General features: G+C 50.7%; 20 protein-coding genes. 8 read left to right on the top strand and 12 right to left on the bottom strand.

Annotation, left to right across the window (positions count from 1 at the left end; genetic code table 11):
* The 6 genes from M977_RS08255 to proP form a co-directional block, all read right to left on the bottom strand.
* Complete coding sequence (locus tag M977_RS08255; RefSeq protein WP_064513941.1) at positions 1 to 723, bottom strand: ABC transporter ATP-binding protein; 723 nt, start codon at positions 721 to 723, stop codon at positions 1 to 3.
* On the bottom strand, positions 710 to 1,546 hold the full coding sequence (locus M977_RS08250) for an ABC transporter ATP-binding protein (protein WP_064513939.1): 837 nt from the start codon (positions 1,544 to 1,546) through the stop codon (positions 710 to 712). The genes M977_RS08255 and M977_RS08250 overlap by 14 nt, the downstream gene beginning before the upstream one ends.
* Entirely contained in the window at positions 1,539 to 2,372 is an 834-nt protein-coding gene (locus M977_RS08245) for an ABC transporter permease (protein ID WP_064513937.1), read from the bottom strand. The genes M977_RS08250 and M977_RS08245 overlap by 8 nt, the downstream gene beginning before the upstream one ends.
* Entirely contained in the window at positions 2,372 to 3,421 is a 1,050-nt protein-coding gene (locus tag M977_RS08240; protein ID WP_064513935.1) for an ABC transporter permease, read from the bottom strand. The genes M977_RS08245 and M977_RS08240 overlap by 1 nt, the downstream gene beginning before the upstream one ends.
* A 67-nt stretch (positions 3,422 to 3,488) precedes the next feature.
* Positions 3,489 to 5,057, bottom strand: coding sequence for an ABC transporter substrate-binding protein (locus tag M977_RS08235; protein ID WP_064513933.1), 1,569 nt, complete (start codon positions 5,055 to 5,057; stop codon positions 3,489 to 3,491).
* Between the two features lie 195 nt (positions 5,058 to 5,252).
* A complete protein-coding gene (gene proP, locus M977_RS08230; RefSeq protein WP_064513931.1) occupies positions 5,253 to 6,758 on the bottom strand; it encodes a glycine betaine/L-proline transporter ProP in 1,506 nt (501 codons plus the stop codon).
* Between the two features lie 293 nt (positions 6,759 to 7,051).
* Here proP and M977_RS08225 point away from each other — a divergent pair, with 293 nt between their 5' ends.
* Positions 7,052 to 8,572: a methyl-accepting chemotaxis protein gene (locus M977_RS08225; RefSeq protein ID WP_064513929.1), complete on the top strand. Its 1,521-nt coding sequence runs from the start codon at positions 7,052 to 7,054 to the stop codon at positions 8,570 to 8,572.
* A 96-nt stretch (positions 8,573 to 8,668) separates the two neighbouring features.
* Positions 8,669 to 9,700 carry an NADP-dependent oxidoreductase gene (locus M977_RS08220; protein WP_064513927.1) on the top strand — a complete coding sequence of 344 codons (1,032 nt, stop codon included), beginning with the start codon at positions 8,669 to 8,671 and terminating at the stop codon, positions 9,698 to 9,700.
* 33 nt (positions 9,701 to 9,733) lie between these two features.
* Here the strand turns inward: M977_RS08220 and M977_RS08215 are convergent, their stop codons facing one another.
* Complete coding sequence (locus M977_RS08215) at positions 9,734 to 10,750, bottom strand: LacI family DNA-binding transcriptional regulator (protein WP_064513925.1); 1,017 nt, start codon at positions 10,748 to 10,750, stop codon at positions 9,734 to 9,736.
* Positions 10,751 to 11,153: 403 nt separating this feature from the next.
* On the opposite strand from M977_RS08215, the gene ascF reads away from it, so the two are divergent.
* Positions 11,154 to 12,611: a PTS cellobiose/arbutin/salicin transporter subunit IIBC gene (gene ascF / locus M977_RS08210; RefSeq protein ID WP_064513923.1), complete on the top strand. Its 1,458-nt coding sequence runs from the start codon at positions 11,154 to 11,156 to the stop codon at positions 12,609 to 12,611.
* 17 nt (positions 12,612 to 12,628) lie between these two features.
* The gene (locus M977_RS08205) at positions 12,629 to 14,059 is read left to right on the top strand and encodes a 6-phospho-beta-glucosidase (protein WP_064513920.1); all 1,431 of its coding nucleotides are present in this window, start codon (positions 12,629 to 12,631) and stop codon (positions 14,057 to 14,059) included.
* Positions 14,060 to 14,107: 48 nt separating this feature from the next.
* Here M977_RS08205 and M977_RS08200 read toward each other — a convergent pair whose 3' ends face one another.
* Positions 14,108 to 15,043, bottom strand: a complete 936-nt coding sequence (locus M977_RS08200) for a LysR family transcriptional regulator (RefSeq protein WP_064513918.1) — start codon at positions 15,041 to 15,043, stop codon at positions 14,108 to 14,110.
* Between the two features lie 173 nt (positions 15,044 to 15,216).
* Here M977_RS08200 and M977_RS08195 point away from each other — a divergent pair, with 173 nt between their 5' ends.
* From M977_RS08195 to M977_RS08185, 3 genes are all read left to right on the top strand, one after another.
* A complete protein-coding gene (locus M977_RS08195) occupies positions 15,217 to 16,551 on the top strand; it encodes an MFS transporter (protein WP_064513916.1) in 1,335 nt (444 codons plus the stop codon).
* Positions 16,552 to 16,565: 14 nt separating this feature from the next.
* Positions 16,566 to 17,732, top strand: a complete 1,167-nt coding sequence (locus M977_RS08190) for a M20 aminoacylase family protein (RefSeq protein ID WP_064513914.1) — start codon at positions 16,566 to 16,568, stop codon at positions 17,730 to 17,732.
* 119 nt (positions 17,733 to 17,851) lie between these two features.
* The gene (locus M977_RS08185) at positions 17,852 to 18,868 is read left to right on the top strand and encodes a class I SAM-dependent methyltransferase (protein WP_064513912.1); all 1,017 of its coding nucleotides are present in this window, start codon (positions 17,852 to 17,854) and stop codon (positions 18,866 to 18,868) included.
* Between the two features lie 33 nt (positions 18,869 to 18,901).
* On the opposite strand, the gene M977_RS08180 is transcribed toward M977_RS08185, so the two are convergent.
* From M977_RS08180 to M977_RS08165, 4 genes are all read right to left on the bottom strand, one after another.
* Positions 18,902 to 19,405: a YjjA family protein gene (locus M977_RS08180; RefSeq protein ID WP_064513910.1), complete on the bottom strand. Its 504-nt coding sequence runs from the start codon at positions 19,403 to 19,405 to the stop codon at positions 18,902 to 18,904.
* Between the two features lie 114 nt (positions 19,406 to 19,519).
* Complete coding sequence (locus M977_RS08175; protein WP_064513908.1) at positions 19,520 to 20,161, bottom strand: TetR/AcrR family transcriptional regulator; 642 nt, start codon at positions 20,159 to 20,161, stop codon at positions 19,520 to 19,522.
* Between the two features lie 109 nt (positions 20,162 to 20,270).
* Positions 20,271 to 20,744, bottom strand: a complete 474-nt coding sequence (locus M977_RS08170; RefSeq protein WP_064513905.1) for a threonine/serine exporter — start codon at positions 20,742 to 20,744, stop codon at positions 20,271 to 20,273.
* Positions 20,735 to 21,511 carry a threonine/serine exporter family protein gene (locus M977_RS08165; RefSeq protein ID WP_034459513.1) on the bottom strand — a complete coding sequence of 259 codons (777 nt, stop codon included), beginning with the start codon at positions 21,509 to 21,511 and terminating at the stop codon, positions 20,735 to 20,737. Before M977_RS08165 ends, M977_RS08170 begins: the two co-directional genes overlap by 10 nt.
* A 301-nt stretch (positions 21,512 to 21,812) precedes the next feature.
* Between M977_RS08165 and pobA the strand changes: the two genes are divergently transcribed.
* Positions 21,813 to 22,997, top strand: a complete 1,185-nt coding sequence (pobA, locus tag M977_RS08160) for a 4-hydroxybenzoate 3-monooxygenase (protein WP_064513904.1) — start codon at positions 21,813 to 21,815, stop codon at positions 22,995 to 22,997.
* The last annotated feature ends 23 nt before the right edge of the window (positions 22,998 to 23,020 follow it).

Genomic DNA, 23,020 nt, shown 5'->3' with positions numbered 1-23,020 from the left:
TTATGCGGCCTCCATACGGTGCTCGCCTCGCACCAGAGCGGCGCGGTCAAACTCATGTTTAATGACCCCGCCTGCCATATAAGCCGCACGGTCCGACATATGTGCAATCACATCGGCATCATGGCTAACGAGTAGATAGGTCATGCCAAACTGTTGTTTGAGGCGGTTTAACAGATTGAGAATTTCTGCCTGCACCGACATATCGAGTGCTGAAGTGGGTTCATCAAGCAGCAGAATCTTAGGCCGCAACAGCAGTGCTCGGGCAATGGCTACGCGTTGGCGCTGCCCGCCGGAAAGCTGGTGCGGATAGCGCTTCATTGCATCGGTTGGTAGCCCTACCTGAAGTAGTGCCTCTTCCACACGATCAGCTATTTGCACTTCCCCATGAATCGTTAGCGGCTCAGCCAGCGTGCGGTAAATGCTGTGATTAGGATGCAAGGAGGCATACGGGTCCTGGAATACCATTTGCACGTTACGGCGCAAATCACCCTGAAAACGCACACCGGGTTTGATTACCCCATCCAGCAGTTTTACTCCACCTTGCCACTCGCGTTGTAAACCCGCAAGGACGCGCAGAATGGTGGATTTCCCACACCCTGAAGCGCCAATTAAACTGAATGTTTCCCCTGAATTAATGGCGAAACTGGCATCGCGAACGGCGGTTTTAGTCTGGCCTTTCGCGCTAAATTGCACGCATAGATTACTGACTTCAACGATCGCCATGATGTTCTCCCTGCAGATTCTGGCTGCGGTCTAAAGTCGGTAGCATCATGCCGTAAGTTGCGGCGTTAGGGCGGCATGTCCAGAGTGTACGGGTATAAGGATGTGTTGCTGCGGCAAGCTGACTGGCAGCCATCTCATCCACTTTTTGTCCCTGATACATCACCAGTACTCGTTGGCAATGCTGGGCAACAAGCGGCAGATCGTGGCTAATCAGTAACATTGCCATCTGGCGCTGCTCGCACTGTTCAACCAGCAGTTCCAGAATCTGGTTGCGCAGACGAGCATCCAGAGCAGAAGTAGGTTCGTCTGCGATCAACACTTTTGGATTGTTGACCAGAGCGATTGCTATCATCACGCGTTGCCCCATGCCGCCCGAGAGTTCCGCCGGGTAGCGTGACAGCACATTTTCCTGTAATCCAACGGCGTTGATCACTTCTCGGATCCGCTCACGGCGCTGTGAACCAGATAGCTTTTGATGCAAGCGCAGTGCTTCATCAATTTGCTGTGCAACGCTTTTCACCGGGTTGAGTGCGTAGCGTGGGTCTTGTAAAACCATCGCGATATCATTGCCACGCAGGCGTTGCCAGTCACGGTTACGCATACTGAGCAGATCGTTATCCAACACTTTGAGCTGAGTTGCGCTTACCTTGCCTGGCCTACGCACCAGACCCATTAACGCTCTGGCGGTCATCGATTTACCGGAGCCGGATTCGCCTACCAGCGCCAGCCGTTCGTTACCTAGCGTGAATGAGAGGTTATTTACGACCCGAGCGCCCGGGTAATCAATGTTTAATCCACTGACTTCAATACGATTCTCAGTCATTTCCAGGCTCCAGCACGTCGCGTAATCCATCACCCAGTAAGTTAAACGCCAGGCTGCTAATCAAGATGGCGGTACCTGGGATGGCTGCAATCCACCACTGATCGAAAATAACCTGCATACCGTCAGCGATCATCGAACCCCATTCTGCCATTGGCGGTCTGGCTCCCAGGCCTAAGAAACCTAACCCGGCTGCGGCTAGAATAATCCCAGCTAAGTCGAGCGCCAGGCGCACAATCGCCGAAGGTAAACACAGCGGCAGAATGTGACCTGCTAAAAGGCGCGTTCCACGAATTCCCATCATTTCTGCAGCGGCGAGATAGTCGCTATGGCGCAGGCGCTGAATTTCGCTGCGCGCCTGACGCGCATAGGCAGGCCAAGTGGTGAGTGCCAGCGCCAGAGCGCCATTCACAAGGCCTGGGCCAAGCATTGCCACAAAAGCAAAGGCCAGAATCAGGCGTGGCATCGACATAACGACATCGGTAAAACGCATTAACACACGCTCCAGCCAACCGCCGTAATAGCCCGAAAGAATACCGATCAGCATCCCAACGGGGAGCGTTATCACTGTGACCAGCAACACCAGCCCAAGAGCAGGGCGTGAGCCATAAATCAGACGTGAGAGTAGGTCGCGGCCATAGCTATCGGTACCCAACCAGTGCTGAGCATTGGGAGCTTGCAGACGTGCAGCGGCATCCTGCCAGTTCGGATCGAACGGTGCGAGTAGCGGAGCGAAGATGGCAATCAGCACTAGCAGGGTAATGATGATTAACCCGCACAGTGCCGCCGGTGAGCGCAATGTGCGGCGTAAGAAGAGATAAGACGGCATTAGCGCACCCTCGGATCGGTGACACGCACCAGCACGTCAGTCAGATTGTTGATAATGACAAACGATACGCCAATCAACAGCGTTCCGCCCATAATCGCTGTGGTGTCGCCAGCAAATAGAGCGGTGGTGAGATAGCGCCCAATACCCGGCCAGGAGAAGACCGTTTCAGTCAGTACCGCACCTTCAAGCATGCCGGTGTACGCCAGCGCAATAACCGTAAACAATGTGCCGCGAATATTGGGCAGCACATGGCGCACCAGAATCGCCATCTCCCCGGCGCCTTTGGCGCGCGCAAGCGTGATGTACTCTTTGTTCATTTCGCTCAGACAAGCGGTACGTGTGAGACGGGTAATACTTGCCAGCGAATAATAGGCGAGTAGTAACACGGGTAATGTAAGGTGATTGATGGCATTCAGGAAGGCATCACGATCGCCAGATAGCCAGGTATCAATCAACACAAAGCCTGTTTTTGCTTCCACACTGTACTGATAAATATCGTCCAGACGCCCCGGCCCAGCACTCCATTGAAGCCGCGCATAGAAAAACGCCAGCATCAGCAGACCCAACCAGAAGATAGGGACTGAATTGCCAAGCAGTGTGAACGTGCGTACCGCTAAATCCCATGGTGAGCCGGCAAATCGAGCACAAAGCACACCAAAAATAACGCCCATAACGCTGCCAATAATCAGCGCGAGGGTGGCAAGCTCAAGTGTTGCCGGGAAGGCGGCGAGTAAATCGTGTAACACCGGCTGCCCAGTGGCGCTGGCGGTGCCCAAATCGCCATGAGCAAGACTGGTCAGGTAATGCCAGAACTGAACGGGAAGGGGCTGGTCCAGACCAAGCTGGTGGCGCACCTGATCATATGTGGCCTGGCTTGCATGATCGCCAACGATTTGCAGTACGCGGTCGACAGGCGAAAGCGCCGACAGGGCAAAAGTGATAAGCAGTAAGCCGATAATCGTTAGTGCCAGGGTAAACAGCCCCTGGAGCAGCGTTAACAACGAGCGGCTTAAGCGACTTGAGGCTGAAAGGGTGGAGATGTCCGACATGTGGAACTCTTCTTAAACATATTTCGCGGATTGTCTCCTTCCCCCTAAGAGGAAGAAGACAAAGCAGTTATTTGCTTACTCGATCGTAATACACCATATCCGCATTCAAACCTTGCTGGTAGCCCTTCACATTCTCACGCACAACGATCTGAGTTTTACCCTGATCAACAAATACGTACGGCGAATTGTGCTGAACTTCTTCCTGTATTTTTTTATACAGATCCAGGCGTTTAGCCGGGTCAGCTTCCGCAACTGCGGCCAGAGTTTGCTTGCTTAACTCCGGGATTTGCCAGCCGTTTAAGCCTGCTACGGTACTTGCTTTGCCATCGTTATAAGCAAAGGCACTGGCGTTTGAGTGGGCGTCAAAGTAATCCGGGATCCACAAGCGGATCGCGGCCTGGTGTTGTTTGGCACGAACGCGGGCATAAACCTGGCTGCCTGCGGCTGGCAGAAGATCAATCTTCACGCCGCCCTGAGCAAAGCTTGCCTGCATAGACTGCGCGATGGTGATAAACGGTGGTTTATTTTCTACATCCAGCGTGAAGTGGGCGTCTTTGATGCCTGCTTTAGCGAGGATCTCTTTCGCTTTTGCCGGGTCAAATTTGAATGGGTTGTTGTCCAGTGCGCCTGCAAAACCTACTGGCAGGAAGCTCTGGTGGATAAAGTACTGGCCTTTTAACAGATCTTTGGTGATGCCCTGGTAATCCACCAGATAACGAGAGGCTTCCCAGAGGGCAGGGTTTTTCAACAGTGGGTTTGCATCGTTACCCGCGTTGAACACCATATAGTTCTGCTCGGCAGAAGGGATGCTCAGCACTTTCACGCCCGGTTTACCTTCCAGCGCGCTGGTCTGATCCGCACCCAGGTCACGGGCAATATCGGCGTCACCTTGCTGAATCAGCAGGCGGCGAGCTGCCGGGTCTGGAACGTTTTTAATGATGATGTTTTTAACTTTTGGTGCGTCACCCGGTGAGGTTGGGTTGGCGTCTAACACAATCGCCTGATGCGGCTGGTAAACTCGCATCTTGAATGGGCCGCTGCCAGCCGAGTGCATTTTCAACCATTCGTTACCGAAATCGCCCGCTTTCGCGTTAGGGCTAACGGCTTTTTCATCCACGATAGAGGCAATCGGCGTGGAGAGAATATTCAGCGCCACCGCCGGGCTAACGTCAGCCGTCCAGTGTAGTTCCAGCGTGTGGTCATCGACCTTTTTCAACTGGCTGGCGATGTTGTCTGGTTGCCAGCCAAGGACGTTAAGAATAAATGCCGGGGATTTATTGAGCGTAACCGCACGGGTATAAGAGAAGATAACGTCTTCCGGGCGCAGCGGGTTACCCGATGAGAATTTGGCATCCGGGCGCAGCTTAATGGTCAGTTTTTTGTTAGCCGCATCGCCCTGCCAGCTTTCAGCCAGCACCGCGACTAATTTGGCCGGGTCTTCACGGTCGGCCTGCACCAGGCGCTGGTAAAGGCTCGGCACCGTTTGAATGCTCGATAGCTCATTCGCTTCGGCAGGATCAAGGCTGACGATATCGTCCAGTCCCTGGGCAACAATTAAAGTATTTGGCGGTGTTGCGGCAAAGCTGCTCGCGGAGATTGCAGCCAGCAGCAGTAATGGAATTATTTTTCTTTGCATGTGGCATCCTGGATCAATCTATATGAATTGTTATTCTTTAAGCAGGTTACGTTAGGTGAGTTATGAATATTCGCAAAGTCCAAAAAATACTTTGCTTATAAATTTTAGACATAACCAATTCCTTCCAGGAATGAGGGTTAAAGCCAGAAATGAAAACGCCGGGCATTGGCCCGGCGCTTTTGATGCTGCTAAAAATTACTCGTTAATGCGCGGGTGCTGATCCACCAGATTGGTACGTTTCGCCTGTAATTCTTCAATCTCACGGTCGATATCTTCGATTTTTTGCTCGATGTTATCGTGGTGTTCCTGAACAATTTCACGCGCTTCGGCAATATCAGAAGCCGCTGGTGTGGCACCTTTCAGCGGCTTATTCGCCGTCTCTTTCATCGTCAGGCCGGTAATCAAACCGATAGCCGCGACCACCATCAGATAATACGCTGGCATCATCAGGTTTTCGGTCGATTCCACTAACCACGCCGCAACCGTTGGAGTCACACCCGCAACCAGCACCGAAATATTAAAGGCACTGGCTAACGCACTGTAACGAATATGCGTAGGGAACATGGCGGGCAGAGTCGAAGCCATTACCCCGGTGAAGCAGTTCAGCACGACAGCCAGAATCAGCAGCCCGGCGAATATCAGCCCCAGCACATTACTGTTAATCAGAATAAAGGCCGGGATCGCCAGAACAAGCAATGCCACGCTACCGAAGACGATAAACGGACGGCGGCCAAAACGGTCACTCAGCAGGCCAATCATCGGCTGCACAAACAGCATCCCAATCATGATGGCGATAATAATCAGCACACCATGTTCTTCGGAATAATGCAGATTGTGCGACAGGTAACTTGGCATATACGTCAGCAACATATAGTAGGTGACGTTGGTGGAGATAACGATACCGACACAGGTCAGCAGGCTGCGCCAGTGCTTGGTCGCAATCTCTTTGAAGGAGACTTTCGGGCCTTCAGCCAGGCCTTCTTTATCTCCTTGTTCAAGTTTATCAATGTGCTGCTGGAACGCCGGTGTCTCTTCAAGCGCATGACGCAGATAGAGGCCGATAATCCCTAATGGCAATGCCAGGAAGAACGGCAGACGCCAGCCCCATTCGAGGAAGTTAGCTTCACCGACAATCGCCGTAATCAGCACCACGACACCCGCACCACAGACAAAACCGGCAATGGAACCGAAGTCCAGCCAACTGCCCATAAAGCCGCGTTTACGGTCTGGCGAGTATTCGGCGACGAATATTGAAGCACCGGTGTATTCACCACCCACTGAGAACCCTTGCGCCATTTTCGCAAGTAACAACAGGATTGGCGCCCAGATACCGATAGTCGCGTACGACGGAATCAGGCCAATACAGAAGGTACTCAATGACATAATGATGATGGTTATGGACAGGATCTTCTGGCGACCATATTTGTCACCGAGCATGCCGAAGAACAGGCCACCCAACGGGCGAATCAGGAAGGGAACAGAGAAGGTACCCAAGGCGGCAATCATCTGCACACTAGGGCTGGCATCCGGGAAGAAAACCTTACCGAGGGCGTAGGCAACAAAGCCGTATACGCCGAAATCAAACCATTCCATCGCATTGCCAAGCGATGCGGCAGTAATCGCCTTTTTAAGGCGACTATCGTCGATGATGGTGACGTCACTGACCTTAATAGGTCTGACTTTCTTTTTCCTTTTTAACATTATTATCCTCTTTTTCCTTGCGGGGGCGAAACGGCCCCGTACTAAGTGTAGTGTGCCGATTGCAAATTGAAGGTCAAAACTCCAGCACTTAGCGTCACTATGACATTTTCATTAATAACTTCATGAAATTAATGGGAAATGTGCTCCCCATCCAAAATCATTATAAAAAATATGGCTTAGTTAAAAAAGTGTGATCGTCGTCAAGTTTAACCGCTAAAGGAAATTTTTGCAGCGCCGAAATAACAATACAACTAAAAATATTAACAATTGGATAACCTGCCAAGGGAGTTGCTATGACTGCGCGCACGGCTGCTACACAGCATGAATACCTGCTTGATGACGACACGACATTGATGTCGACAACCGATTTAAAAAGCACAATCACCCATGCGAACGACGCATTTGTGAAGGTCAGTGGTTACTCGCTTCATGAACTTACAGGCCAGCCCCACAACCTGGTGCGCCACCCCGATATGCCCAAAGCCGCCTTTGCCGATATGTGGTTCACCCTGCAAAAAGGAGAACCCTGGACCGGTATCGTCAAAAACCAGCGCAAAAACGGCGATCACTACTGGGTAAGGGCGAATGTTGTGCCGGTGGTTCGCAATGGCAAGACGACGGGCTATATGTCGATTCGTACGAAAGCGAAGCCTGAAGAGATCGCAGCGGTCGAGCCGCTGTATAAGGCGCTCAGGGAAGGGCGCTGCAAACGTCGTTTATTTAAAGGATTAGTGCTACGTAAAGGTTGGCTGGGTAAATTGCCCGCTCTCCCGCTGCGAGGCCGCATTCGGCTTATCATGAGCGGTGTGTTTTTGCTGATGATGGCAGCCTCTATTTCATTGGGGCTGGGGGCGTTGTCTGTGGTCATCAGCGGGTTAGCGAGCCTGCTGGCCTGCGCGTTGCTGGAGTGGCAAATTGCCCGCCCGCTGGAAAATGTCGCCCGCCAGGCGCTGGAAGTCGCCACGGGAAATCAACAGCGTGTGCAGCATCTTGCGCGAACGGATGAAATTGGTATGACGCTGCGTGCCATTGGCCAGTTAGGTTTGATGTGCCGCTGGCTGATTCATGATGTCAGCCATCAGGTTGAGAACGTGCGCAGTGGCAGCGAAACGCTGGCCCAGGGCAATGTGGAGCTCAATGAGCGCACGCGCCAGTCGGTGGTCAACGTGCAGCAAACCGTCACCACCATGGGCCAGATGGCGGTGTCGGTGCAGAACAACTCAGAAACTGCCGCAGCGGCCGATAAGCTTTCCAGTTCCGCGAGCGAGGCCGCAGCCCATGGCGGCAAGGCGATGGAAACTGTTGTGACTACCATGGATGAAATCGCCGACAGTACGCAGCGTATCGGCTCGATTACCAGCCTTATCAATGACATTGCCTTCCAGACCAATATTCTGGCGCTTAATGCAGCCGTGGAAGCGGCGCGTGCCGGTGAGCAAGGGAAAGGTTTTGCCGTGGTGGCCGGTGAAGTGCGAAACCTGGCGCAGCGCAGTGCGACTGCGGCAAATGATATCCGCAAACTTATCGATGCCAGCGCCAGCAAAGTGCAATCGGGTACTGTTCAGGTTCACGAAGCTGGGCGCACCATGAAAGACATTGTTGAACAGGTGCGGAACGTGACTCAGTTACTCGGGCAAATCAGCAATGCGACTTCCGAGCAGGCGGAGGGGTTGTCTGATTTAACGCATGCGGTGGCAGAACTGGACGCTATCACGCAAAAAAATGCGGCGTTAGTTGAAGAGAGCGCGGAAGTGTCGGCGATGGTGAAACACCGGGCAACGCGCCTGGAAGATGCCGTGACGGTTTTGCATTAATTTTAAATGGCACATTTTTCATCCCATCTCGGTGGATTATTAGCTAGTCTGGGACTAACTGAATTTTTACTCACGACCCAATCAATGGAGAGCGTTATGACTCAGTCGTCCCAGATTAACCGTCGCTTTGTGTTAGCGAAGCGCCCGCAGGGTATGCCGACCAGTCAAGATATCAAACTGGAAGACGCGCCTGTTCCACAACCTGCCGCAGGTCAGTTACTGCTGCGCACGCTCTATTTATCACTCGACCCGTATATGCGCGGGCGTATGGATGATGCCGAGTCTTATTCCGCACCGCTGGCTATTGGCGATGTCATTGGTGCAGGCACCGTCTGCCGTGTCGAAAAATCTCAACATGCGGATTATAAAGACGGCGACCTGGTTCTGGCATACACCGGCTGGCAGGATTACGCGTTGTCCAATGGCGAAGGTTTGCAGAAACTCGATGCCAATATGCAGCACCCTTCTTACGCGCTCGGTCTGCTCGGTATGCCTGGTTTTACCGGTTACATGGGCCTGACCGACATTGGCCAGCCAAAAGCGGGTGAGACTGTGGTTGTCGCGGCGGCCAGCGGTGCCGTGGGCTCAGTGGTTGGGCAAGTGGCAAAATTGCTCGGAGCAAAAGTCGTCGGGATTGCGGGCGGCACTGATAAATGCCGTTACGTCACTGAAACGCTGAAATTCGATGCTTGTATTGACCATAAAGCCCCGGACTTTGCCGAGCAGCTGAAAAAAGCCTGTAGCAAAGGCATTGATGTCTATTTTGAAAATGTCGGCGGGGCGGTATTTGACGCAGTGCTGCCGCTACTCAATACCAAAGCGCGAATCCCGGTGTGTGGCGTTATCAGCCAGTACAACGGCATGAACAGCGCGTTTGAACAAGACCGCTTGCCATTGCTGATGGGCACCATCCTGAAAAAACGGCTGCGCGTACAAGGCTTTATTATTTCTCAGGATTACAGCGACAGTTACCCGCAATTCTTTAATCAGATGAGCCAGTGGCTGACGGAAGGGAAAATCCAGTTCCGTGAAGATATCGTCGATGGTCTGGAAAACAGCGTTGAAGCGTTCCGTGGTTTGCTGAGTGGTAAGAACTTCGGCAAATTAATTGTAAAAGTCGCGAGCTGAGTTTTATTGAAACGGCGCGAATGCGCCGTTTTATTAACCTTTATATGGCCCGTCAATCACTGAATTTCTTGCCAGTAAATCTGACGTAAATACATTCTCTTTCGACAAATATCCGCCATCGAGCATGGATATTAAGCGGTTGATAACCTCGCTTATCATATCGCTCACGGGATCTTTAATGCTGGTTAAAGCTGGTGAGAGATAAGGTGCGGTAGGTATATTATCGAAACCGATAATTGATATTTCACCAGGAACAGAAATGCCCATATCGTTTAATTGTTTCATTGCGCCAACCGCCATTTCATCATTACTGGCGAGGATTGCGCTGATCTTGTTTGTGCGCGCAAGCAACGTTTCAACTGCCGCAACACCGCTGGCTGGCGTCCATTTCCCTTGTGCAATCAGATCTTCATTTACACCAATATCATATTGATTTAACGCTTCTTTATAGCCTGACAAACGCTCAATAGCGGTAGGGGAGTCCATTGAGCCGGTAATAAAGGCAATATCGCGATGCCCACGTTCAATCAGATATTTTGTTGCCTGGAAACTGGAGCCTTTATGATCACAAAAAACGCAGTGGCTTTGGTTTTTTCTTAATTTTCGGTTAACCACCATAATCGGTTTTTTATGCTGCTCAATAATCAAATCCATTTCATCAATGGTTAAAAAGCGCGGGTAAATAATTACCGCATCACAGCGTAAATCGAGCAGAAATTGAATCGCTTCACGTTCTTCTTGTGCGCTGTGTTTACCATCGACCAGAATGAGCTGGCGACCATTATCTTCTAATTTCTTGGCAGCCTGCGAAAGTATTTCACTGAAATAACTGCCGTGATAAAGCGTGTTGGTGACCACTAAACCAATGCATTCCGATTTATTCGTTGCCAGGTTACGCGCCAGTAAATTTGGCCGATATCCCGCTTCCTCAATCGCTTTAAAGACCTGCTCTTTGGTGGCTTCGCTGACGTATCCCTTGCCGGATAAAACGCGTGAAACAGTGGCTTTTGAGACGCCGGCTTTTTTTGCCACTTCTTGCATTGTCGACATGGGAGCTTCCTGGCTTTGTTGAATGTGCCCATTTTACACATTCCGCGATGACAAAATACTGCCCCATACCCGTCATACTTCAAGCAGCTTCTTTGTTGGCTGCGTGATCTCGCCCGGGTCACTTACTTAAGTAAGCTCCCAGGGACTCGTTCCTTTGCCGCCTCGAAGCAACTCGAATTATTTAGGGTATGAAAGCGGTGATAGTGGCCTTAAAAGGCTGATTATGGCGATCGTAATCACAAAATTAACAATATGTAAAATTAGTGTTTGATCTGTTTATTTTTCATGTCCAATCTAATGTGGAACCGGTTACCTATTTCTCGAACCCCTACACGTCGACGCGGTGTTACCGGCATAAATCATTCATAACTACATGAATTTAAATACGAAAGAGTGGTAGCTCATGGCTAAGAATTATGCGGCAGTATCACAGTCGATAGTCGACGCAATTGGTGGCGCAGGTAACGTTGGCGCGGTGACTCATTGCATGACGCGTTTGCGGTTCGTACTCAATGACGACAGCATCGTAGATACTGCAAAACTGAAAGCTATCAATGGCGTGATGGGTGTCGTTCGCAGCGAAAATCAGTGCCAGGTGATTATCGGCAACACCGTGTCTCAGGCCTATGCTGAAGTACTGAAACTTTTGCCAGAAGGCATGCAGCCCACTGAACCCGCACAAGGCAAAAGCAAAATCACCCTGAAACGCATTGGCGCAGGGATTCTGGATGCCCTGATTGGCACCATGTCACCGCTGATCCCCGCCATTATTGGCGGCTCAATGGTAAAACTGTTGGCGATGATTCTGGACATGACCGGCGTCTTCGAGAAAGGCTCCTCAACGCTTGTCATTCTGAATGTGATTGGTGATGGCGCGTTCTTCTTCCTGCCTGTCATGGTCGCGGCTTCTGCGGCGGTAAAATTCAAAACCAATATGTCGCTGGCCATCGCGATTGCCGGGGTTCTGGTTCATCCAAACTTTGTCGACCTGATGGCGAAAGCGGCCCAGGGGCAACACGTTGAATTTATGGGGATGTCGGTCACTGCGGTGAAATACACCTACACCGTTATCCCAGCGCTGTGCATGACCTGGCTGCTGTCTTACATCGAAAGATGGGTTGACCGTATCACGCCTGCGGTCACGAAAAACTTCCTGAAACCGATGCTGATTGTGCTTATCTCAGCCCCGATTGCCATCATGCTGATTGGCCCGCTGGGTATCTGGATTGGTACCGGTATTTCTTCACTGGTTTACACCATCCACCACTACCTTGGCTGGTTGTCGGTGGCGATTATGGGCGCGCTGTGGCCACTGCTGGTGATGACAGGCATGCACCGCGTATTCACGCCGTCTATTATTCAAACCATCGCGGAGACGGGCAAAGAAGGGATGGTTATGCCATCTGAAATCGGTGCCAACTTGTCACTCGGCGGTTCATCTTTAGCAGTGGCATGGAAAACGAAAAACCCTGAACTGCGCCAGACGGCTCTTGCTGCGGCAGCCTCAGCGATAGTAGCGGGTATTTCTGAACCTGCGCTTTACGGTGTGGCGGTGCGTCTTAAGCGCCCATTGATTGCGGCATTAATCAGTGGTTTTGTCTGCGGAGCGGTCGCCGGAATCGGCGGGCTGGCGAGCCATTCGATGGCCTCTCCAGGTTTATTTACCAGCGTGCAGTTCTTTGACCCCGCGAATCCAATGAGCATCGTATGGGTGTTTGGCGTGATGATCCTCGCGGTGGTGCTCTCTTTCTTCCTGACACTGTTACTGGGCTTCGAAGATATCCCGGTTGAACAAGAACAAACTAAAGAGAAAGAACAAGTACAGCCAAACGCCGTTGTTGCATCTGCAAGCGTAAATTAATTTAGAAGAGGAATCTCATGAGCGAATCTCTATTTCCGAAGGATTTTTTATGGGGCGGAGCGATAGCTGCGAACCAGGCTGAAGGCGCATATCTTGAAGGCGGTAAAGGGCTAACCACGGTTGATACCATCCCGCATGGTAAAGACCGTATGTCGGTAAAACTGGGTATCGAAAAGCGTTTTAGTTTGCGTGATGACGAATACTATCCGAGCCATGTCGGTATCGATTTCTATCATCGTTACAAAGAAGACATCGCACTGATGGCCGAAATGGGTTTCACCGTATTTCGTACTTCCATTGCCTGGAGCCGTATTTACCCTAATGGCGATGAATTAACGCCAAACGCGGAAGGCATCGCTTTTTACCGTGACATGTTTGCCGAGTGTAAAAAGTACGGTATAGAACCGCTGGTCACACTGTGCCATTTCGATGTGCCAATGCATCTGGTTAAAGAGTACGGTTCCTGGCGTAACCGCAAAATGGTGGAGTTTTTTACCCGCTATGCGCGTACCTGTTTTGAAGCGTTCGATGGCCTGGTGAAATACTGGCTCACTTTCAACGAAATCAATATCTTGCTACACAGCCCATTCTCTGGCGCAGGTCTGGTATTCGAAGCAGGCGATAATAAAGAACAAGTGAAGTACCAGGCGACGCACCACGAACTGCTGGCAAGCGCCCTGGCGACTAAAATTGCCCACGAAGTGAATCCGAACAATCAGGTGGGCTGTATGTTAGCGGGTGGGAATTTCTACCCGTATTCTTGCAAACCTGAAGATGTTTGGGCTGCACTGGAAAAAGACCGTGAGAACCTGTTCTTTATTGATGTGCAGGCGCGTGGTGCTTATCCGGCCTATACCAAACGCTTGTTCCGCGAGAAAGGTTTTGAGCTTGAAGTGCAGCCTGGTGATGACGAAATCCTTAAAAACACTGTCGATTTTGTCTCATTCAGTTACTACGCTTCGCGCTGCGCTTCGGCTGATATGAACGACCAAAACAGCAATGCGGCAAACATCGTGAAATCCCTGAAAAACCCGCATATTCAAGCGAGCGAATGGGGTTGGGGTATTGACCCGCTCGGTCTGCGCATCACCATGAACATGATGTACGACCGCTACCAGAAACCGTTATTCCTGGTGGAAAACGGACTCGGTGCAAAAGATGAAATTAACGAGCAAGGCGAAATCAACGACGACTATCGCATCAGCTATTTGCGTGAACACATCAAAGCGATGGCAGACGCCATCGACGACGGTATCCCGGTTATCGGTTACACATCGTGGGGCTGTATTGATTTGGTATCAGCATCGACCGGGGAGATGAGTAAGCGCTACGGCTTTATCTACGTTGATCGCGACGACCAGGGCAACGGTACACTCGCCCGCACGCGTAAAAAATCGTTTTACTGGTACAAGAAAGTGATAGCCAGTAACGGTGCTGATTTGAGCTAACTTGTGAGTCATGCGGCCTGGCCTTGTAGCCTGGCCGCAATAAAACGTCTAAACCCGCGCCACCATCTCCAGTGCATCACTATCCTGCAACCAGTCACGCGTATTAATCCTCAGCATTTCCATAAAGGTATTTCCGGCGGTTGAAAGCCTGGCAATATTTGGGCACAAAATGCAGATGCTGCTGGCCGGAAGCACTTCGCGCAGCACCAGCGGCCGAAGGTTCGGGCTGTAGCCTGGAAAGCGCAGGCGCACGGATGTCCACATGCTTACCGCATCCGTTTGTTCCATCATGCGCGCCATGATCCAGGGTGATGAGCAGTGGATAATATTTTGCGGTAGCGGCAGGTTATAACGACGAAAAACTTGCCCAAGAATGGAGTGCTCACCGGGTTCATCCCAGTCCAGCCAGGGGTAATCCATCAAATGCTTCAGTGAGGTTGTGTGTGTGACGGGGTGCTGGTTACCGGCAATCACCGTGTTGCCAAGGGCATACAGCGTTTCGTAATACATGCCGTTTGGCGCCACATTGCTGGCGGTGGTGATGACGGCAATATCCAGCCGTTGGTTCTCAAGCGCATCGTGAATTTGCTGCGGCCTGCCTTCCATCACAATTAGTTTTACGCCGGGATAGCGTGCCTGAAATTGAATCAGCGTGTTGGTAAATGGCCCGTAAGAGGCCGCCGAAGTAAAACCAACCCGTAACTGGCGCATGGCTTTGCCAAGCAGGTTGTCGATTTCATCCCGTGCCTGATGCAGGGAGCGATCGATGTCTCGAGCGTGGCGCAGCAAAACCTGCCCATACTCATTTAACGTTACGCCGCGTGATGAGCGTTGCAGAATCGGCATGCCGATTTCAGCTTCCATTTCCTGAATTGTTTTAGAAATGGCGGGTTGTGTGAGGTGTAACGCCTTTGCCGCTTTGCCGATGCTGCCTTGCGCGGCAACTTCCAACAAAATATCTAACTGATTTAGTTTGATTTTCAATTTTCCGTACCGCCTGAATCATCACCATGGTGCAAATTTTGCTCTCTTACAATACAAATAAGATAACCAAAGGCATAACTAATTTTTATGATTGTAATGTTCTTTTTTTATGCAGATAGTTAAAACACAACCCCAGTTTGTTTACATCTGAGTAACAAAAAAAGGACGTGAGCATGAAACAGCGTGTCAGCTATGCCCAGGTGGATGCCGAGATGTCAGCCTCGCTTCCGTATGATGCGCCGTTGGTCCCGGAGCGCGCTAACGCTAAGTCGTTGGTGGCAGTTACTCTCGGCAATGGCCTCGAGATTTACGACTTTGCGGTTTACAGCTTTTTCTCGGTGATCATTGGTCATCTGTTTTTCCCAAGCTCCAACGATTACACCTCATTGTTACTGGCTGTCGGGACCTTTGGGGTTGGCTTTGTGATGCGCCCGCTCGGCAGTATGGTCCTTGGGAGTTATGCCGATAAACACGGGCGTAAATCGGCAATGACGCTGATCCTCGGTCTGATGTCCTTAGGTGTCATGATGGTGGCCTTTGCGCCGACTTATCAGCAGGTGGGGATCATGGCGCCGGTTGTGCTGGTGGCTGGGCGTATGCTTCAGGGGTTCTCAGCGGGTGGGGAAGTTGGGGCGGCGACCTCATGGTTGATGGAAGCGGGGGATAAATCTCGCCGTGGTGCACGCGTCAGCTGGCAGATGACCAGCCAGGGTGGGGCGGCACTGTTTGGTGCGGCGATGGGCGCGGGATTAAGCCATGTCCTGAGCGAGCAACAGCTCTATGACTGGGGCTGGCGTATACCGTTTATTGTTGGCCTGGCGATTATGCCGATTGGTTTGTATATCCGCCGCCAGCTTGCCGAAACGCATACTGTGACGCCAACCGTTAGTGCAGAAAACCCGACTTTTACGCTGTGGCGCGAACATCGCCGCGCTTTGTTACTGGGCATTTTGCTGGTGATGAAAGGCACCACGACCTTTTACATCATCATCTACTACATGCCTGCTTATATGGTTAACACGCTGCATATGCCTGCCAGTACGTCGTGGTGGGTGAGTTTGACGGCGGCGGCATTAACGCTGGTGGTGCCTTTCTTTGGCGGCAAACTGGCGGATAAATTACCTAAACGCAAACCGATCTTGATCGCCTGTGCATTAGGATCATTTGCCCTGATCTGGCCGATCTTCGCCACCATTCTGCACGGTGCGCCGCTCGGCATTACCCTGGCGCTGATCGCCGTGGATCAGATCCTCGCCAATATCAGTTCCGCCGCCTTTTTCTTGTTGATCCTCGAAGCCTTCCCAAAAGCGGTTCGTGCTTCTGGTATGGCTATGGTTTATGCCATTGGTGTCACGCTGTTTGGTGGTTTCGCACAATTGATCGTGACCTGGCTGTTAAAAGTCACCGGGCAACCCATGGCCCCAGCCTGGTATTTGATGTTCTGTGCGGTGGTGACATTCGGCGCATTGCTGGCCTGGCATGAACGCAAAACTTTCTGTGATGAATAAAAAGGAATAACCCTATGCTGATTAAAGAAATTCTCGACCACGAAGAAGAGATGATTGCTATCCGCCGTGATTTCCATCAACACCCGGAATTAGGTTTTGAGGAGTTCCGCACCAGCGATCGCATCGCCCAATTGCTGACGGGTTGGGGTTACGAGGTGCATCGTGGCCTGGGCGGAACAGGCGTGGTTGGGACGTTAAAAGTCGGGAAGGGCGGTAAGCGTTTGGGCATCCGTGCCGATATGGACGCACTGCCGATGCAGGAACAAACCGGGCTGCCGTGGGCGAGCGTGAATGAGGGGAAAATGCATGCCTGTGGGCATGACGGACACTGCGCGATTTTGTTATCAGCAGCACGTTATATGGCAGAGCACCGCCCGTTCAACGGCACGCTGCACCTGATTTTCCAGCCGTCAGAAGAGTCTATCGGTGGTGCAAAGCGCATGATTGATGACGGTTTATTCAAGCTGTTCCCATGCGATGCGGTGTTTGGCTTGCACAATTTCCCGCTGCTTCCTGCCGGGGAAATCGCCACCAAACCTGGCGCACTAATGGCCTCGTCAGACAGCATGACGATTACGCTTGAAGGCAAAGGCGGGCACGGATCGATGCCGGAGCATTGTATTGATCCTACCGTTGCCGGGGCCTCGATCGTGATGGCGCTACAAACGATTGTCTCGCGCAATGTTGATCCGCAGGATTCTGCGGTGGTGACCGTAGGGAGCCTACAAAGTGGCACCACGCATAACATTATCCCGCACAGTGCGGTGCTTAAACTGAATATGCGTACCTTTAAATCAGAAGTACGCGATGCGGTAAAACAGCGGATCCAGACGCTGGTGAATGCCCAGGCTGAAAGTTTTGGTGTTAAAGCCTCGATCGCGGTGGATTTTGGCTACCCGGTGACGGTGAATGATCCTCAACAGACCGAGTTTGCACTGCAAATAGCACGTGATGTTTTTGGATCCGATAAAGTTGCCGATCCTTCGCAGGTAAAAAGTGCGATGGGCAGCGAAGACTTCTCGTTTATGTTGGAGGAAGTTCCTGGCTGTTATCTGTGGCTTGGCACGGCAACGGGCAAAAATGACTATTCGGTTCACCATCCTCTGTATCAATTTAACGATGCCTGTATTTCGGGTGGCGCGACATATTGGGTCAAACTGACCGAGTCATTTTTACGTTAAATTCCCAGCCCTCATCCTGAGTAAAGCAGGGTGAGGGTGCCCGTAAATTACAACTTTCTGCTGACTGTGAATAACCCTACATTTTCTAGACTGAAAGAAAACGTGTGTAGAGGTTTAACATGTCCTGGCAGCCTTTTCTCTCAGTGATCCCAGGCTCTGTACCTGCGGATCTGGCCATTAAACATATCTCTTACAGTGATATAAGCGATAGCTGGCCGATGAAAGATCAGGTTTTAGAGCAGATTGATGATATCAACCAGCAGTTAGAAGGTGATCCGACACTCGAAGCCCCGGAAATTTTTGTGGATGGTCAGGGAATGCGACGGATACGCTATCGAAACAAGCTGTCAGAACAAGCCTTTATAAACCGTCCCGCACTTGAAGAGTGGCGTTGCCAGTTGGTCCCTACAGCTCTTTCATTATGGTCTGTGCAGCATCCGCTTGCCGAGCGCCTGATAAGCGGAAGGGAAATAGATAGCAACAGCCGGGCATGGTTTATACATGCCAATGATGCACAAGGTGTTCGGTCACGAGCGAAAGTGATGTCGGCGATTGCTGATGTGTATATCAATAATCATGTTACAGGCAACTGGATAAGTCTTGCCTGTGGCGCTGCGGTACCTGTGCTTAGGGCATTGCGTGGTGCGAAATTACGCGCGCAGAAATTCACTATATTGCTGGTTGATCACGACAGGCAGTCGCTGAAATTTGCCCGTGGGCTTGCGACACAATATGGCCTGGTGGAAGGGCATCATTTTCAGCTGTTAATGAGGAATTTATTCGACCGGATGATTTTCAGTGACAAGCTGGTTCAGGAACTGGGCGAACAGTCAGCTGAGCTCGTTGATGGTCTGGGGATTTTCGAATATTTTTCGACATCTGAAGCGGTGAGTTTTATTCGCCATGCGTTGCGCTTAGTTAAGCCAGGCGGTGTGTTGGTTATTTCCAATATGCTGACTTCTAGCCCGCAGCTTGCCTTTTTATTGCGCTGTATAGGCTGGCCAACACTCTATCCGCGCACATTACCTGAGCTAAGAGATATTATTATTGCAGCGGGTGTCGATTTGAAAAATGTCACCGTTACGTTACCCAGTGATGGTGTCTACGCGGTGCTGGAAATCAAAGTGAAATCCTAAATCTGCCCCCAAGATCAGGGGCAGGCAATCTGATTAAGAGAGATAATTTACGCCTTGCTTCAGGACAAAATCACAAGCCTGAGTTTTGACTTTTTCTGCCAGCGGTGAATTACCGATGGTTTTCAGATCCAATTGCTGGCCTTTGCCGGTGTTCAGTAAGCCCATCAAACCCTGAGTGTAATCTTCAGGCGGAGTTTGCTTTGTGCCGCTATCTAAACCTAATTTATCCATCAGCTGATTTTTGATGTTGTCCGGGTTGGTCGCGGACACCAGCTTATTCTTCATGCAGTACTGCAAAATACCTGCCGCATTCGTCATGCTGTCTGAACTCAGGGCTTTAGTGCCGCCGCCAAGCAGGCTGGTCAGTGACGCCATTGAATTGCCGGTTGTTGCGGTGCTGCCGCTGGAGGTGGTGGTTTTGCTTAACTCTGTTGCCGCGCTGGAGAGTTGATCTTGCCAGCTTGATGCCATCGCCTGGCCGGTAAATACGGACGTTGCCAGCGCCAGAGCGCATATAACACGATTGCTTGCTTTCATCTTTTATACTCTTTTTCGATAACCTGCATCGCAGGAGAATTTCCGCCGAGTATACCGCTTTCTCTGGGCCTGTTGAGGCTCAGAGTTCTTAAAGCAGCTGGATTACCGAGTTATTTACGGCCCGATATAGCGCAGTACCACTTTTACCGCCATTTCGCGGTAATGGGCCGTGCTATCAACCGGTTCCGCTCCATCTTCGAAGAAGTTTGAAAAGGTATAGCTGTTAGCAACATGGTAAAAACTAAAGCTACTGATCAGGCGGTGAACGTCTTTGGCGCAAACCTGCTTATTGAACAGCTGTTTTTCCTGCCCGCGTGTAAGTACGTCTTGCAATACTTCCAACGCGCTGCGGTTAATTTCGCGCAGGTAAGCTGACTCTTTTACGAAGCGCCCGCGCTGCATGTTTTCCATACAGATGATGCGAATAAAATCCGGGTGTTCGGCATGGAAATCAAATGTCCATTCCACCAACTCCACCATTGCTTCTACCGGCGGTTGGTCGGAGAGATTGAGCTTGCGCTCACAGCTACGAATTTGGGTATACACATACTCAAGCACCTGAACATACAGCAGCTCTTTGCTTTTGAAGTGATATACCACCATCCGCTTTGTGGTGTTAGCTTTCTCGGCAATCTGTTCCATGCGTGCGCCGTTAAGGCCAAATTCAGCGAACAAACTAATGGCGCTGAAGAAAATCTTTTCTTTCAGACTGGCGTCATCAAAACGCTCAGGAAGATAAATTTCGTGGGTTTCCACGCAAGGCTCCTTAATGTCATCAGACCGTGGGTAACAGACCTGGTCTGATGACATTAAAACAAGTTTGCGTGGGCAAAGCACTGATGAGTTAGCGAAGCCCTGAAACACATCACACTCGCGGGCGTTTACGGTAAAGCCACAGGCCAGGAATAGATAAGCCAATCGACAATGCGCCGAGGATAAACGAGGCTTTCAGGAAGTTGGTGAGCAGCTGAATCATGAGGTCTTCGGTGTAACCAAAGTGGCTAAGTTTCACCGCTGAAATCATCGCGGTATAGGCAGAAATTCCTGGGAACATGGGAATTACCGCGGCTACGGTGAACACTTTAGGATGGGCCAGGTACCAACGCGACCACTGTATTCCAATAGTGCCTACCAGAAGGGAGGCGATAAACGTACTCCATTCGATGTTCATACCTGCTGCCATCATTGCCATTCGGGAACCGTGGCCAATCGCGCCGAGCAGAGCGCAGTAAGGCAAAGCACGCTGCGGGACGTTAAACACCAGCGCAAAGCCTAGCGCGGGAATTGCCGCAAGCACCATGTCTTGTAGCAACGCCAGTAAAAAATCGATTATTCCCATCCGCGCAACCCCCATAGTGACATGGCCATCACTACACCAATACAGGTAGCAAGTGTAAGTAGGCTCGCCATTGCCCATCTTGCAAGCCCGGTATTGACGTGACCTTTAAACATATCGGCTACGGCATTAATCAGCGGAAAACCCGGCACCAGTAACAGCACACTTGCCGCCATGGCAATATTTGATGTCGTGGCAAATGGGCCTTTGGCAATGAGTAACCCAGAAATTGTGGTAGCAACAAATGCCGTAATGCAGAAATTAATTTGAGGGTGTAGGTGGCGTGCGGTAAACACCAGGCGAACATACATCGCTACAGAACTGGCAAGAAAGGCGACGAAGGCACCATCCCAACCGCCTTTATTTAGCTTACAGAAGCAGCCACAAGATAGGCCAACCATTAGCACCACTAGCCAACGTGGATAGCGCAGCGGTTTTATATGCGCAAAACGTTTCAAAACATCCTTATGATCCAGAAGCTTATGCTCGGCCATAATCACTATGTGTTGCACTTCTGTCACTACATGCATGTTGATGCCGCGGTCAGTGTTTTTACGGGTGGTGGTAAGGCACTGATTGTCTTTTATGGTGCTTAGCACAATAGCATTTGCTGAAATTGAGCTTTCAACGCTATCCATGCCTAAGGCAATGCCAAGGCGACAGGAAAGTTCTTCCACCAGTGCGCTTTCGGCACCATGTTGCAGCAAAAAAAGCCCACACTGGATGCAAAGGCGAGTCACGTCCCGTTGCGTGTTTACATCTTCCGACATACCTGTCCTATGAAAGGTAGAAGCGACGATAGCCGCTCAAATTTTAACATCCCTCATTATTAGCATATGCCGCTACCTGGACTCAGGCGCTCCAGGTCAACATTTAACCAAATAACCTATTTCGCACACTTTTTCGGCGAACTATGAACTCGTCCACACTCTTTGCATGACTTTCGAAAAGTGCACGTTTTAGACCGATATTGGCCTTCTTTTTCCCTCTGATGACGTTAAAAATGCATTAACGAGCAATTGTTAAACATAAAAATAACATTTTAATAACGCACGTCAGAGAACGTATCCTATGAAAACTCAGGTAGTGATTATTGGTGCTGGTCCATCGGGTCTGCTGTTGGGGCAGTTACTGCATAACGCAGGCATCAGCAATGTGGTGCTTGAACGACAATCACCCGAACATGTTTTAGGCCGTATCCGTGCAGGTATCCTGGAAAATGGCACCGTAGATTTATTACGTGAGGCTGGGGTCAGTAAAAGAATGGATGCGGAAGGGTTAGTCCATGAAGGTGTTGAGTTTCTGGTCGATGGTAAGCGTATCCCTGTTGCGCTAAAAGAACTGACGGGCGGAAAGACGGTGATGGTGTATGGCCAGACGGAAGTAACTCATGATTTGATGGAAGCGCGTCGAGCAACTGATGCTGTTTCCATATACGGCGTTAGCAACGTGCAATTATTTGATGTCAAAAGTGATTGTCCATATGTCACTTTTGAGAAGCAGGGCGAAACCTGCCGTATCGATTGTGACTACATAGCGGGTTGCGATGGCTTTCACGGTGTTTCCCGTAAAGCTATTCCTGAAGAAGTCACTCGTGAGTATGAGCGTGTTTATCCATTCGGCTGGCTAGGGTTGTTATCGGATACGCCTCCAGTGAATCATGAGCTTATTTATGCCCATCATGAGCGGGGATTCGTTTTGTGTAGTCAGCGCTCACTAACTAGAAGCCGCTACTATTTACAGGTCTCGCTTAGTGACAATGTTGAATCCTGGTCAGATGAACGCTTCTGGGGCGAACTAAAGCAGCGGTTGCCTAAAGAGCTGGCTGAGAAGTTAGTGACTGGTCACTCACTTGAGAAAAGTATCGCCCCATTACGTAGTTTTGTGGTTGAGCCGATGCAATATGGCCATCTTTTCCTGGTGGGCGACGCCGCTCATATCGTACCGCCGACGGGGGCGAAAGGATTAAATCTTGCCGCATCTGACGTAAACTATCTGTATCGGATTTTGAGCAAGGTGTATCACGAAGGGCGAACTGATTTGCTGGAGACTTATTCACCAATGGCGTTGCGCCGGGTGTGGAAAGGGGAGCGTTTTAGCTGGTTTATGACGAATCTGCTTCATGATTTCGAAGGCATGGATGAGTTTGACCGTAAGATGCAACAGGCCGATCGTGACTACTATCTGTCATCGCGTGCGGGTTTGACGACCATTGCCGAAAATTATGTCGGGTTGCCATTTGAATCCATTGAATAACCTATACTTTCGGCATTGAATTT

Origin of the sequence: Buttiauxella gaviniae ATCC 51604 (assembly GCF_001654835.1) — a bacterium.
GTDB lineage: Bacteria > Pseudomonadota > Gammaproteobacteria > Enterobacterales > Enterobacteriaceae > Buttiauxella > Buttiauxella gaviniae.
The sequence above is the reverse complement of the archived record's forward strand: the minus strand, read 5'-3'. Positions and strand labels throughout refer to the sequence as shown.